General features: G+C 30.0%; 12 protein-coding genes. 4 read left to right on the top strand and 8 right to left on the bottom strand.

Annotation, left to right across the window (positions count from 1 at the left end; genetic code table 11):
• Positions 1 to 89: 89 nt before the first annotated feature.
• Positions 90 to 983 (bottom strand): LysR family transcriptional regulator, encoded by an 894-nt coding sequence (locus tag VBY68_RS08975; protein WP_415269522.1) that lies wholly within the window; start codon positions 981 to 983, stop codon positions 90 to 92.
• Between the two features lie 109 nt (positions 984 to 1092).
• Between VBY68_RS08975 and VBY68_RS08980 the strand changes: the two genes are divergently transcribed.
• Positions 1093 to 1716: a LysE family translocator gene (locus tag VBY68_RS08980; protein WP_099214039.1), complete on the top strand. Its 624-nt coding sequence runs from the start codon at positions 1093 to 1095 to the stop codon at positions 1714 to 1716.
• Between the two features lie 72 nt (positions 1717 to 1788).
• Here the strand turns inward: VBY68_RS08980 and VBY68_RS08985 are convergent, their stop codons facing one another.
• From VBY68_RS08985 to VBY68_RS09005, 5 genes are all read right to left on the bottom strand, one after another.
• On the bottom strand, positions 1789 to 2220 hold the full coding sequence (locus VBY68_RS08985; RefSeq protein ID WP_099214040.1) for a hypothetical protein: 432 nt from the start codon (positions 2218 to 2220) through the stop codon (positions 1789 to 1791).
• 62 nt (positions 2221 to 2282) lie between these two features.
• Positions 2283 to 2783, bottom strand: a complete 501-nt coding sequence (locus tag VBY68_RS08990) for a cupin domain-containing protein (protein WP_415269523.1) — start codon at positions 2781 to 2783, stop codon at positions 2283 to 2285.
• Positions 2761 to 2934, bottom strand: coding sequence for a hypothetical protein (locus tag VBY68_RS08995; RefSeq protein WP_164723466.1), 174 nt, complete (start codon positions 2932 to 2934; stop codon positions 2761 to 2763). The genes VBY68_RS08990 and VBY68_RS08995 overlap by 23 nt, the downstream gene beginning before the upstream one ends.
• Positions 2927 to 4522: a sodium:solute symporter gene (locus VBY68_RS09000; RefSeq protein WP_415269524.1), complete on the bottom strand. Its 1596-nt coding sequence runs from the start codon at positions 4520 to 4522 to the stop codon at positions 2927 to 2929. Before VBY68_RS09000 ends, VBY68_RS08995 begins: the two co-directional genes overlap by 8 nt.
• Positions 4523 to 4585: 63 nt before the next feature.
• Positions 4586 to 5218, bottom strand: coding sequence for an NAD(P)H-dependent oxidoreductase (locus VBY68_RS09005; RefSeq protein ID WP_099214044.1), 633 nt, complete (start codon positions 5216 to 5218; stop codon positions 4586 to 4588).
• A gap of 219 nt (positions 5219 to 5437) precedes the next feature.
• Here VBY68_RS09005 and VBY68_RS09010 point away from each other — a divergent pair, with 219 nt between their 5' ends.
• The 3 genes from VBY68_RS09010 to VBY68_RS09020 are packed head-to-tail and all read left to right on the top strand — an operon-like array spanning position 5438 to position 7933.
• Complete coding sequence (locus tag VBY68_RS09010) at positions 5438 to 6709, top strand: DUF2851 family protein (RefSeq protein WP_415269525.1); 1272 nt, start codon at positions 5438 to 5440, stop codon at positions 6707 to 6709.
• Positions 6710 to 6714: 5 nt separating this feature from the next.
• Complete coding sequence (locus VBY68_RS09015) at positions 6715 to 7107, top strand: DUF3592 domain-containing protein (RefSeq protein ID WP_121148286.1); 393 nt, start codon at positions 6715 to 6717, stop codon at positions 7105 to 7107.
• 55 nt (positions 7108 to 7162) lie between these two features.
• Positions 7163 to 7933, top strand: a complete 771-nt coding sequence (locus tag VBY68_RS09020) for an SH3 domain-containing protein (protein WP_164723464.1) — start codon at positions 7163 to 7165, stop codon at positions 7931 to 7933.
• A gap of 83 nt (positions 7934 to 8016) precedes the next feature.
• On the opposite strand, the gene VBY68_RS09025 is transcribed toward VBY68_RS09020, so the two are convergent.
• Both VBY68_RS09025 and VBY68_RS09030 read right to left on the bottom strand, forming a co-directional pair.
• A complete protein-coding gene (locus tag VBY68_RS09025; protein WP_415269526.1) occupies positions 8017 to 10470 on the bottom strand; it encodes an alpha-ketoacid dehydrogenase subunit alpha/beta in 2454 nt (817 codons plus the stop codon).
• Positions 10471 to 10587: 117 nt separating this feature from the next.
• Positions 10588 to 13410, bottom strand: coding sequence for a gluzincin family metallopeptidase (locus tag VBY68_RS09030; RefSeq protein WP_415269527.1), 2823 nt, complete (start codon positions 13408 to 13410; stop codon positions 10588 to 10590).
• Positions 13411 to 13468: the final 58 nt, after the last annotated feature.

Below are 13468 nucleotides of genomic sequence, written 5' to 3' on the forward strand. Positions count from 1 at the left end.
TTCCCTTTCTTACAATTTATATTAAAAAAAGTTATTTAAAAATAAACACTCAATATAAATGTGGTTTAACAATTTTAAGTTGGTTGATTCTATATGAATTTCTGGTTATAGTTTTTACCTAGTTTTACCGAATAGTCAATAACGTTTTTAATAATCTTTCTATTGTCATTTTTACGCCAATTAATGTATAGTTCGGTACTTTCTGGTAGTGTGATAAAACGAAGATTGGTATTTAAAGAAAACTGATACGAGTAAGGTAAAATAGAAATACCCAAACCTCTACCAATTAAATTTAAAATCATGCTACCAAAATCAGATTCAATATGAGTTTGGGGTTCAAAACCGTAAGTATTAAAAATATTGCGTAACAACGAAGAAAAATAAGTTGTATGATGTAAACCTGAAAGAATAAACTTTTCATCTTTTACATCTCTTAAATCTATAAAAGAATCTTCCGTTATCCAATGATCTTTTGGAACTACAAGACAAACAGGTTCAGCATATAGTCTTTCAGATAAAATAGAAGCATTTAAAACTTCATTTCTGCTAAAAGCAAAATCTATTTGATAACTAGAAAGTAGTTTTTCAAGAGTAATATCAGTAGGCTCCATAAGTTCTACTTTTAAATCAGGTTTCTCTTCTGAAAATATTTTGAGTAACTCAGGTAAATAGTTATAAGAGATAGAACCGGGGTAGGCAATACTAACAAGCCCAGAAGAACCTTCGTCAATTTTTTTAGCATGCTGATGTGTACGATCAAACTCGTCTAATAAAACGTCCCATTTTTTCTTAAGGAATACACCAGCTTCTGTAAGTTTTACATTTCTTTTATCTCGCTCAAATAAAGTAACACCTAATTCTTCTTCTAAAGACTGAATTTGCCTACTCAATGACGATTGAGAGGTGTAAACTTTCTCTGCTGTTTTCCAAAAATGTAACTCTTCTGCTAACGTTAAAAAATATCGAATCTGTTGAAATGTCATTTTAATGCGTTTTTTGCATTAATCAGTCAAAAATAAGTATTTTTTAATAAAGAGAACCGCAGTTGCTTTGCATAAAAAAACTTTGTAATCATTTTTAAAAAGTAAAGAAATGGGAATTGAGAATTTTATCGCATTTTTAGTAGCAACTGTTCTTTTTGTGTTAACACCAGGAATAGAAACTGTTTTTTTAATTAATAAGTCAATTAGCCAAGGACGAAGGTCTGGTGTATATACTAGTTTTGGTCTAAATACTGGGGCTTTAGTGCATACTTTGTTTGGAGCATTAGGCTTGTCTATTATGGTAGCGAAGTCAGCGATATTTTTTGCATTGATTAAGTATTTAGGAGCTGCTTATTTAATTTATTTAGGAGTAGCAAAAGTGATGTCTAAAAAAGGATTGATAGCTGATACAAATGAAGAACAAAAGAAAGATTCAGCAAAAAGTAGTTTTACATCAGGATTTGTTACAAATATATTAAACCCGAAAGTTGCATTATTCTTTATAGCTTTTTTTCCGCAGTTTATAAGTCCAACAGAAATAGAAAATCCAGTTCCTTTTATTGTTTTGGGAGTAATTTATGCAACGATGACTACTGTTTGGTATTTAGTTTTAACATCATTTGCAGGATCATTTTCAACTAAAATTAAAGAGAACGAAAAAATAGGAGTTAGACTAAACAAAGTATCAGGTGCAATATTTGTATTGATGGGCTTACAGATAGCGTTTATGTAAGTATCAGAAAGGTTATAAATATCTAACAACATAAAACCTGAGTCAAAAACTCAGGTTTTATGTTAAATAATTTTAGAAGCGTACAGTTCTATTAGTTATGTTTTCATCGTATTTTTTTGCAAACTTTTTTAAGTTCTTAGAATTAATGTTGCCTTCATTGTCTAAGACATTATTTTCAAGCAAAAGCTTTACCATGTATTTCCAGCCTCTAGCTCTTACTCTACTTGATTCAACCCATATTTCATCTTTGGCGAAAAACATTTTTTTATAATCATCGTCAAGATAGTTATGAGTACCGTTGTCTTCTTGAAACATATTAGCTACTTCATCATTATTATCAAGAGAGTAAAAAGTTATTTCGGTACCAAAACCTCTTTTTTCATATTTTAAAATTTCTTTTCCGTCTACTAATATTTTTCCTTTTTTTAATTTTATTTTTTGGGAAAAGATTAAAGAAGATGTTAGAATAGTAAAAGCAATTGATAATAAAAATTTCTTATTCATAATAGTAATTTGATTTGTTAAATAAAGGAGATAAAAATAGTTTTTCTTTTAGAAAGTAAGTATTAAAAGTGAGTTAATTTTATTATGGTTTCTTTATGTTGTGGAAACAATTGTATGAGTTCTTCTCTTCTAGGTAATACAAAATCCTTAAAGTCAAACCCAGGAGCAACGGTACAACCTGTAAAAGCGTATGAGTTTTCTTTACTAACTTCAGCAGCAAACCAATAACCAGCAGGGACCACAAACTGTGGTTGTTCATCATTTTCTATATTATTTCCAATCAAAACAAAAGAGTAGCTTCCTTCAGGAGAAATCATATGTAGTTTTAAGGTACTTCCTTTATAAAAATGCCAAATTTCATCTTGATTGATTTTATGAAAAGCAGAGAATTTTTCAGAAGTCAATAAAAAATAAATGCAAGTACTGTAATTTCTATCACCGATAAAATTAGAACTTAATTGCTCATTTTTAATTATTCCGTTGCTTCTGTATGTTTCTTTGTAAAAACCACCTTCGGGATGCTCTGTTAAATTGAATTTTTTAACTATCTGTTGTGCTGTCATTTTCTTTTTGTTCGTTAACTTTTTTAATAATGGCTTTTAAACGTTCTTTAGTACGTTGTTTTTCCAAACGAAGTTTGTTTTCTTTTTGTTTCATTAAGCGAGTATGTTTCGCTTTGTTTACCGTGTTTTTTGCTTTTCCTTTTTTAGGCATTATGCTTGCTTTTAAATCTAGAGATAATAATACTAAGCCAAGTAAATCCTAAAATTAGGAATAGTATAGCTCTCCAGTCTTCAAATCCATTTAATATAGCTCTTAGAAAACCAAGAAGAGACATAATTATAGGGAGAATAGCTGATTTACTTTGTTTATTATTACTTATCAAAAGTAATCCCAAGAAAGTTAAGAACCCGTTTAATATCAATACAAAGAATCCAAAATCAAACCCAAACTTTTCCTTGCTGTAAAAACTAATAACATAAGTTAAAACTGGAGCAATCAAACAAATTATAGGAACTAACTTATCTTTTATATTTAGCTTGGTAAATAATCCGAAGGCGTACAAACCTAATAAAGGCCCGTAAGTATAACCAGCAAACTGAAATATTTTAGCAATTACACTCTCGTTAGCAATAAAATACTTAAAAATTAAGATGGTAGCGACTAAAATAAAAGAGAATAGTACATGGATTTTCTTTCGTGTCTTTTCCCTTTCTTCTTCATTATCTTTTTTGTCAATTTCTAAAATATCAATACTAAAGGACGTAGTTAACGAAGTTAAAGCACTATCTGCACTAGAATAAGCAGCTGCAATTAAACCAAGTAAAAAGAATAGAGAAGTAGCCAGTCCTAAATCACCACTCATTGCTATAGTAGGGAATAAGTTGTCTTTATGAGCGTTTAGTTCATTTGCTGTAGCGTAATCAGTTAACAAGATTCCTAAAGCTAAGAAGAAGAAGTTAACAATGACTAGCACAATGGTAAACCAAAACATGTTTTTTTGAGCATCTTTTAAATTGCGGCAAGTCAAGTTTTTTTGCATCATGTCTTGATCTAAACCTGTCATTACAATTGAAATAAAAGCACCTGAAAAGAATTGTTTCCAGAAATAATTACCAGCTTTTACATCGTCAAAAAAGAAAGTTTTAGATAAGCTATTGTCTGTTACATACGAAAACAAATTGTCAATTTGCATTTCATCTTTTATCATTACAATACAAACTCCAACAGCAATTAACATGAATAACGTTTGTAAAGTGTCTGTCCATACAATAGTTTTTATACCTCCTTTAAAAGTATATAGCCATATAAGTAAAATGGTAATTGTTACCGTTACCCAAAACGGAATTCCATAAGCATCAAACAAAATTAACTGTAATACATTTGCCACTAAAAATAAGCGAAAGGCAGCACCAATAGTTCTTGAAAGTAAGAAAAAAGAAGCCCCAGTTTTATACGAATACCTACCAAAGCGTCCTTCTAAATAGGTGTAAATTGAAGTTAAATTTAATCGATAATAGAGTGGAAGTAGTACCAATCCAATAACGGCATAACCTAATACATACCCTAGAACCATTTGCATGTAACTCATTTTGTCACCTTCAACCCAGCCAGGAACCGAAATAAAGGTAACTCCAGATAGTGATGCTCCAATCATGCCAAAGGCAACTAAATACCAAGGTGATGAGTTGTTTGCTTTAAAAAATGTTTGATTATTTGCCGATTTACCTGTGATGTATGAGATAAGAATTAATACACCAAAATAGGCTAAAATAAGGAGTAGTATATGTAATGGTTGCATATAGTTAAATTATGAATTACGAATGTACTAAAATTATCATTCGTAATTCATAATTAGCATTGTCTAAGAAAGCTCAATAACTACTTCTTCGGTTTTTCTACGAACTTTTTTTAAGTCTTTCATGTAGTCATCTTCTGCTCTAAAACCAACAGGTAATACTAAAACTGATTGTAAGTTGTATTTATCTAACTCTAAAATTTCATCATATTTTTCAGGAACAAAACCTTCCATAGGGCAACTGTCAATTTTTTCATTAGCAGCAACTGTCATTAGATTTCCTAAAGCAATATATGCTTGGTTTTTCATCCAATGGAATAATACTTCAGGAGATTTACTTTCTATATCGTTAGTTAAAAACTCTTTGAACGGATTTAAAATTTCATCGGGTGTGTTTCTAATGTCTTTTACTAATTTAAAATAGCTCTCAACATCTTTAGTAGTAAGTTCTTTAGGGGTACATAATACCAATAAATGAGAAGCCTGTGCAACTTGGTGTTGATTCCAAGAATGTGCTACCAATTGTTGTTGTAAATCTTTGTTTTTAACCACAACCATTTTTACAGGTTGTAATCCATAAGAAGTAGCAGTTAAATTAAAAGCTTCTTTTAAAATATTGATTTGTTCTTCAGAAAGAAATTTATGTTCGTCAAATTTTTTAACAGCGTATCGCCATTGTAAATTTTCTATACTATTCATGTGGTTTTAATTTTTGTTCTCAAATACTTGAGAGTTATAATACTTCAAGATTTGTCTTGAAATTAATATATTCCTTCACTTAATTACTTTGTAGATTTCCCTACAGTAACTTTTTTAGCAAAAATAGAGGAATAAAAAGTTGCCCAAAAATACTTCGAATAATTAATATTGATAGTGTCATAGAAATATTTTGTACATTGAGAATGAAAAAGAAAGCATATGAAAGAAGAATTTTTACACTTTTTGTGGCAATACAAATTATTTAACAGTACAAATTTAATATCAGTAAAAAGAGAAGTCGTTGAGGTTATAGATTCTGGAAGTTATAATACAAATTCAGGACCTGATTTTCTAAATGCAAAATTAAAAATTGATGAGCAGTTATGGGTTGGAAATGTTGAAATTCATATAAAATCATCAGATTGGTATGCACATCATCATGAAAAAGATGTGAATTACGATGCGGTTATTTTACATGTTGTATGGGAGCATGATTCTGATGTGTTTATGAAAAATAATCATCCGATTCCGACAGTAGAATTACAAAGTTTTGTTCAAAAAGAAGTATTGGCAAACTATAAAAAACTGTTTTTAAAAGAGCAGCGATGGATTCCATGTGAAAAGCAAATAGCTGAAACTAGTTCTTTTATATTGAATAACTGGTTAGAACGTTTATACTTTGAACGACTGGAAAACAAATCGGTTGTAATAAAAGAATTATTGCAAAAATCCAATAACAACTTTGAGGCTGTATTGTTTCAGCTATTAGCTAAAAACTTCGGATTAAAAGTAAATAGAGAAGCATTTCTGCAGCTAGCACAATCATTTGATTTTTCTGTGTTGCGTAAAGTTCGATTCAATGAAGAACAATTATCAGCTTTATTGTTTGGGCAAGCTGGATTCTTAGAGCAAGAACTAGAGGAGGCTTATTATCTACAACTACAAAAAGAATATGCTTACATAAGGCATAAATATAGGTTAGAACCAGTAGCTAAGCATAGATTTCAGTTTTTTAGAATGCGGCCGAATAACTTTCCTACGATTAGAATAGCTCAATTAATAGCTTTATATAACAAGTATCAAAACTTATTTTCAAGATTAATAGATGTAAACAAAGTAGAGAGCTTTTATGACTTATTTACAGGTGAAGTAAATGACTTTTGGAAAACACATTATACATTTGAAACAGCATCTAAAAAAACGGATAAAAGACTTTCGAAGTCATTTATTGACTTGTTAATTATTAATACGATTATTCCTTTAAAGTTTGTTTATGAACAGGCTAGAGGAGAGGTTGATCAAGAAGGTTTGTTACAATTAATAAAAGAGTTGAAACCAGAAAATAATTCGATTATAAGTAAGTTTTTGGAGTTAAAAATTAAAGTAAATAATGCATTTGAATCTCAAGCTTTATTAGAGCTTAAAAATAATTATTGCGCAAAGAAATGTTGTTTACAATGCGCTATAGGAAGTAAGTTATTAAAAAAATAAACAATATGATATTTGTAGTTATAACTAGCGTTTTGTCTCTTGTAGTATTTGTTTATACATTACGTAATTACCTTCTTTTTAAGTTTGGAGAAGTAGTTAAGGGAAAGGTTGTTGATGTAAAGTATGAAGTTATAGGAATAAAAACTAGAGTACCAACTGCAAAAATAACATATAATTATACTGTAAGAGGTGAATTGTATGAACGAACGGAGAATAGCGATGCTAAAAAGCACATGTTTAAAATGCATTGCATGGAAGGAGAAACGATAAAGGTTTATGTACATAAAAAGGATATGAGTAAAGCTACTATTGTTGATCTGAAGCATTATTTTTTTCCAGTCGCTTTAACAGCCTTTTTGTTTTTAATTTCAGTTATAGCTGTAGTAGTGTCAATATAAAAAACATATCAAATTAATTAATAAAATGATATATTTGCGACAAAAATTTATAAAAATGAAAAAAGTATTAATTGCTATTACATTAGTATCTACTATCTGTGTAGGTTGTAAAGACAACAAAAATTCAAAAAACAATGGAGGAACTTCAACAATTGAAGAATCTATTAGTGAAAAAGAAGAAAAATCAGCTTCAGCAATTTGTTTATTAGATAAACTATCTATTAGAGAAAGTGCTTCTGCCAAAGGGAAATGGATTACCTCTATTAGTTTAGGTGAAAAAGTAACCTTAACAGGAGAAGAAACTATAGATTCTGTTTCGAAGAAGGAGTATTACAAGGTAAAGTTGATTGACGGAAAAGAAGGATGGACTAGATCTACCTTTTTAGCTGTTAATGGTAAAGTGGGGGCTATGTTAGAAGAAGCAGTAGTTTATAAAAGACCAGATTTACTTACTAAGACCGAAAAAAAATACAGCATTATGGATATCATTGCTGTAATTGAAACTCAAGGAGATTGGATTAAGGTTAAAGGAAAAAGATCTGAAGGAAAGTATATTGAAGAAGGTTGGGTAAAAACTTCTAACATTACAAATGATCAAGTTGATATAGCAACGGCTAAATTTGCAGGAATAGCAAATACTCAACCAACAATGACAGAAAGAATAAAGGCATTGAAAGATGTTATAAATAATTCAGATTTATCTTCTTCTAAATTTATTACAGTTATAGAGAATAAAATAGAAGATTACGAGTCAAAAAATCAACCTTTAGATGCCCAGGAAGCAGCAACAGCAACAGAGGAGGCTGTTGAGAAGGTGGCAGAATAAATTTATAAATAACTAAATAAAAAAACGATTTTAGAATATTCTAAAATCGTTTTTTTATTTTAATCTATTTTGAAAAATAGTTATTAATACAAACTCTTAAATTTAGCAGGGTTTGCTTCGTTCATAATTTCGTATACTTTTTCAAAAACATCTTCTGCAGATGGTTTAGAGAAATAATCTCCATCGGTACCATAAGCAGGTCTATGTGCTTTAGCAGTTAAGGTTTGTGGTTTGCTATCTAAATGTTTGTAACCATTTTGATTCTCAACAATTTCTTGTAATAAATATGCTGAAGCTCCACCAGGAACATCTTCGTCAACAACTAATAAACGATTTGTTTTTGCAACCGATTTTACAGTATCATGATTCAAGTCAAAAGGTAATAAACTTTGCGCATCTACAATTTCTACATCTATACCTACTTGCGCTAAATCTTTAGCAGCATCTTCAACAATTCTTAAGGTAGAACCGTAAGAAACAATTGTAATGTCAGTTCCTTCTTTGATTGTTTCAACAACACCAATTGGAGTTTTAAAGTCTCCTAAGTTTGTTGGTAACTCTTCTTTTAAACGATATCCGTTTAAGCACTCTACTACTAAAGCAGGATCGTCACCTTCTAATAAAGTGTTATAGAAACCAGCAGCTTTCGTCATGTTACGAGGAACTAATACATGAATTCCTCTTACGTTGTTTATTATTCCACCCATTGGTGAACCTGAATGCCAAATTCCTTCTAAACGATGTCCACGGGTACGGATAATTAATGGAGCTTTTTGCTTTCCAAAAGTACGATAACGTAGCGTTGCTAAATCGTCACTCATAATTTGTAAAGCATATAATAAATAATCTAAATATTGAATTTCAGCGATAGGACGTAATCCACGCATTGCCATTCCAATACCTTGACCTAAAATGGTAGCTTCTCGAATTCCTGTGTCAGAAACACGTAACTCACCAAATTTTTCTTGCAAGCCTTCCAATCCTTGGTTTACATCACCAATATATCCAGCATCTTCACCAAAAATTAATACTTCTGGGTGTTTAGCTAAAATAGCATCAAAATTATCACGCATAATAATACGTGCATCTACAATATTTTTTTCTGCAGCATAAGTTGGAGCTTCTGCAGCAATATTTTCAGTTGCTAATTCAGTTTCACTTAATAAATGTGCAGAATATTTTACAGCAGCTTTGTCAATTGAAGCTTTGATGAAGTTTTTAAGTGCTGTTTTTTCAGTAAATTCTTCATCTCTTAAATAACGTAAAGTTTTACGAGCAGCTACTAAAATATCTTTTCTGATTGGTTCAGAAATAGCGGCTAAATCATTTTTATATTTCGTAATGAAAGAACCATTATTGCTTTTTTGAGAAATGGTTTCTAATAAAGAAACAGCTTCAGCTACTTCTGCTTTTATTTCATTTGTATAAGCACTCCAAGCATCACGCTTTGCCTTGCTTACTTCTTTTTTTGCTTCTTTTTCAATATTGATTAAATCTTCTTCAGAATCAATAAACTTTAAAGTTTCTCCATCTTCATTTTCTAATTCAAATTCTAAAATCCACTTACGCATTTGGGCAATACAATCAAACTCTTGCTCCCATTGTAAGCGTTCTTTTGATTTGTAACGTTCATGTGAACCTGAAGTTGAATGCCCTTGAGGTTGTGTTAATTCTTTTACGTGAATTAATACAGGGATATGTTGTTCTCTTGCGATTTGAGAAGCTTTATTGTAAGTGTCAATTAACTGAACATAATCCCAACCATTCACTACGAAAATCTCATATCCGTTACTTTCATTTTCACGTTGGAATCCTTTTAAGATTTCAGAAATACTTTCTTTAGTTGTTTGGTGACGTGCATGTACTGAAATTCCGTACTCATCATCCCAAACATTCATTATCATTGGAACTTGTAGAACACCAGCAGCATTAATTGTTTCAAAGAACAATCCTTCACTAGTACTAGCATTACCAATAGTACCCCAAGCAACTTCGTTACCATTGATTGAAAAATTAGTGTGTTTTTCTAAACCTTCAACATTTCTGTAAATTTTAGATGCTTGTGCTAATCCTAACAAACGAGGCATTTGACCTGCTGTAGGAGAAATATCTGCTGATGAATTTTTTTGAGCTGTTAAGTTTTTCCAGTTTCCGTTTTTATCTATAGAATGCGTTGCAAAATGTCCTCCCATTTGACGACCAGCAGACATAGGCTCAACATTAATATCAGTATGAGCATATAAACCTGCAAAAAATTGTTGTGGAGTTAATTCTCCAATAGCCATCATAAATGTTTGATCACGATAATAACCTGATCTGAAGTCTCCATTTTGAAAAGCTTTAGCCATAGCTAACTGTGGTACTTCTTTACCATCTCCAAAAATTCCAAATTTAGCTTTACCTGTTAAAACTTCTCTTCTCCCTAATAAACTACATTCTCGACTAATACGAGCAATTCTATAGTCCTTTAAAACTTCATTTTTAAAATCTTGAAAAGAAAGCTGTTGAGTATTAGCTATTTCGGTATTTTGCGTCATAATCATCTAATTTAGGTATGGTTACAAAGATAGGTTTTTTAGTTGAAATTTAAAAATTTCTATTTTCATTGAATATTTTTCAAAAAAATGAGAAAAAATCAAATATTATTGAAGTATCTATAATATACCTCTTCTAATAAAGTTATAAATTCTATCAATATCTGTTGTAATGATGAATCTAATTTTTGAAGGATAAGCTCTTTTGTTAATCTCAAAACCTTCGTTGGTGTAAATGGGAAGATAAAATTCAAATATTTCAGGAAGGAAGTTTAATCGAATACCATTTTCATAGAAAAACTTAGGAGAAGTGTTTTTGTTTTTCAGCATAGCAACGTCATTATAAATTTCAGCCCACTTCCATACGCTTACGCTAGTGTTAATAGATGTTATAAGCTGATTAGCAAAGTAAGGTTCTTTAAATTTAGATTTGAAGCCTCCTTGCCCTACTACGAATTGCTGACTGAAGAAGCCTTCATTTTCTGAGCGTCCAAATAAGTTTTGTTCAAATAAATAATCGTTACCACGGTTTAATCCAAAGCTAAAGTAATTTCCTTCTGTTTTATTAAATAAAAAGAGTCCACCAAAAAAACGAACTTCAAAACTTTCATTAGCGGTAAAAAACTTTCTATAACGAAAATCAGTAGATATTTTACTAAAATTAGAGTTTATCTCAAGGTTAGCAGCATATCTAATTCTGTGTATAGCATCAAATTTGTTGTTGATATAGCGTAGGTTAAAAATATTATACTTGTCTTGGTCACTTTGAGTGTTGTTAGGAGCAACTTCTTTATCAACACTAACCATACGGGCTATTAAGAATTTAGAACCAATATCACGGAGCGTATTTCTTCTGAATTGAAAATTAATAAATGGGCTTAAAGTATTGTATCCTAATTCAGGTGCGTAATGAAAGTTACTTCCTGAAATTCCATATCGTATTTTATAAACCTTAGAATCTCTTAAAAAATGATTGTACCCTACAGAAAAAGATCCGGTTAAATTTCTACTTTTAAGACCATAGTTAGGGGTTAAGCTAATTTGAAAATTATGACTAACTAGTGACCTGTTATTTATGTTTACTCCAAGTATTAAACCATCATATAAATTATATTTTATATCTGGGTAATAGAACAATTGATTGTAATAGGGATTTTCAAAATCTTTAAAAAAACGAAATTGAATAGGTTTGCTAATAATGCTATTATTTACATTTCTAAAATTGTTAAGGGAATTAAATTCAGGGTAGTTGTTTTCGTAATTTAAAGCTAGTTTATTAAAGTTGCCTCTTTTAATTTTGATTGTTTTGATAGAATCTACATTGGTAACCCAAGTTTTAAGTTTTATTTTTTTCTTTTGAATACCATAAAGTGCTACGGGAGCTGTAAAATCTCTTTTGTTTTTGATGGTTACAAACAGAGAGTCTTTATTTTTGGAGTATGACACCTTTTTTATTTTGTAGTCAATTTTTTTATCGGTAGTAAGATAATCACCAAAAAACCATTGCAAATCTTTTGAAGTTTTCTTTTGAATAATCTCAGCAAAGGATTTACTGCTTGAGGGCGTTAATTGATTTTTAATGTAAAATTCTTTTACAGTTTCTTTTAAGATGCTATCTCCAACAAAGTCATGTAAATACTTAATTCCTAAACCTGCTTTATACTTACTTACTACTTTTCTGTTAAAGTTAGAAAGAGAGTCACTAGAGGTTGTTAAAGGTTGATCATAAAACTTACGAGAGCTAAATTGATAAACAAGAGGATATTTATCGTTCTGTTTTAATTTGGCAATGTTATAGGTTTTTATGGGCCAATACTTGGAGTATTTACCTAGAAAAGTAACTTCTGGATAGTATTTTTTTACATACTCCATCATTAAATAAGTTTGTAATCCATCCGTTAACCAATAATCTTTTCTCGGTTTTTGAATAATTACATCATCGAAATACTTTTGAGTAAGTGCTTTAAAAAATCCTGTTTCCCATCTAAAGTTTTTAGGAAAAGGTTTTAACCAACTAGGAAGACCATAAATTTCATGTAGAGAGTTTTTGTTTATGGTACGTGAATCTACAAGGATTTCAGGGTGTGGGTGTTTACCAATAAAGTCTTCTATAAATTGTATTTGTCTATTTATAATTTTGGTGGTCTCGTTATTAGATATTTTTCTTAGATAAGCATCTGTTTTTATCTCTTTATCTTTTAATTTAAAAGATTTAAAAGTTCTTACTGTATCAATATGAAGTATAATATCCTTTTTTTTTGCTCCAACTAAATAGTAGTTGGTATGATTATCATTTTCAGTTTTATACTGATATAAGTTACTTTCTATATGATAATTCTTAGGTATATCTATAGAAATTGAGTAATTAGAGAGTTCTTCGTATAAATCATCTAAATTTAAGTTACTCATTAACTGCCACTTTTTATCATATACAGCTGGAGTTATATACCAAAAACGTAAATGATACCCTGTTTTTGTTTTTCCATATCCTGTATATTTTGCATTTGGCACCTTTACAGAATATGAGGTACGGAGTATTAAACTATCTTTTGGTTTTAAAGGCTTATTAAGAGATACTTTAATAATGTCTTGTTTATTCTTTAGCTCTTTGAATGAAACTAGTTTAAAGTTAACTGTTAAGTTTCTTATTTTACTATAGCCTCGATCTTTATCTTTTGAAAAATGAAAAGTTTTTCTATAGTCTTCAATAAAGCGTTTAGCTAGGGGAGTATCATCGTCTTTATAACTATTTGCCCAATTATGCAAAAAAATATAATCTAAATTAGAAGAAGTATGATTGTAGAAGGTTGTTTTTTGTAGAATATGAATTACATCTTTATCTATATCTAATTTAGCTTTTATTTCAACAGAGTTTTCTTGTGCTACTATTTTAAAGCAATACAAGATAATAGCACATAATAAGAGTAGCGTTTTCTGTTTCAATATTATTTTAAGGTTTGTTTTAAGTAGGGTTATAAAAATATTTAAAAAACCTTGTGAA

This window comes from Tenacibaculum ascidiaceicola (assembly GCF_047470925.1).
Classification (GTDB): Bacteria; Bacteroidota; Bacteroidia; order Flavobacteriales; family Flavobacteriaceae; genus Polaribacter; species Polaribacter discolor.

Excerpts from the sequence above, each read along its gene's own strand:
- VBY68_RS08975 (WP_415269522.1), bottom strand. The coding sequence starts at position 983 with ATGACATTTCAACAGATTCGATATTTTTTAACGTTAGCAGAAGAGTTA.
- VBY68_RS08980 (WP_099214039.1), top strand. The coding sequence starts at position 1,093 with ATGGGAATTGAGAATTTTATCGCATTTTTAGTAGCAACTGTTCTTTTT.
- VBY68_RS08985 (WP_099214040.1), bottom strand. The coding sequence starts at position 2,220 with ATGAATAAGAAATTTTTATTATCAATTGCTTTTACTATTCTAACATCT.
- VBY68_RS08990 (WP_415269523.1), bottom strand. The coding sequence starts at position 2,783 with ATGACAGCACAACAGATAGTTAAAAAATTCAATTTAACAGAGCATCCC.
- VBY68_RS08995 (WP_164723466.1), bottom strand. The coding sequence starts at position 2,934 with ATGCCTAAAAAAGGAAAAGCAAAAAACACGGTAAACAAAGCGAAACAT.
- VBY68_RS09000 (WP_415269524.1), bottom strand. The coding sequence starts at position 4,522 with ATGCAACCATTACATATACTACTCCTTATTTTAGCCTATTTTGGTGTA.
- VBY68_RS09005 (WP_099214044.1), bottom strand. The coding sequence starts at position 5,218 with ATGAATAGTATAGAAAATTTACAATGGCGATACGCTGTTAAAAAATTT.
- VBY68_RS09010 (WP_415269525.1), top strand. The coding sequence starts at position 5,438 with ATGAAAGAAGAATTTTTACACTTTTTGTGGCAATACAAATTATTTAAC.
- VBY68_RS09015 (WP_121148286.1), top strand. The coding sequence starts at position 6,715 with ATGATATTTGTAGTTATAACTAGCGTTTTGTCTCTTGTAGTATTTGTT.
- VBY68_RS09020 (WP_164723464.1), top strand. The coding sequence starts at position 7,163 with ATGAAAAAAGTATTAATTGCTATTACATTAGTATCTACTATCTGTGTA.
- VBY68_RS09025 (WP_415269526.1), bottom strand. The coding sequence starts at position 10,470 with ATGACGCAAAATACCGAAATAGCTAATACTCAACAGCTTTCTTTTCAA.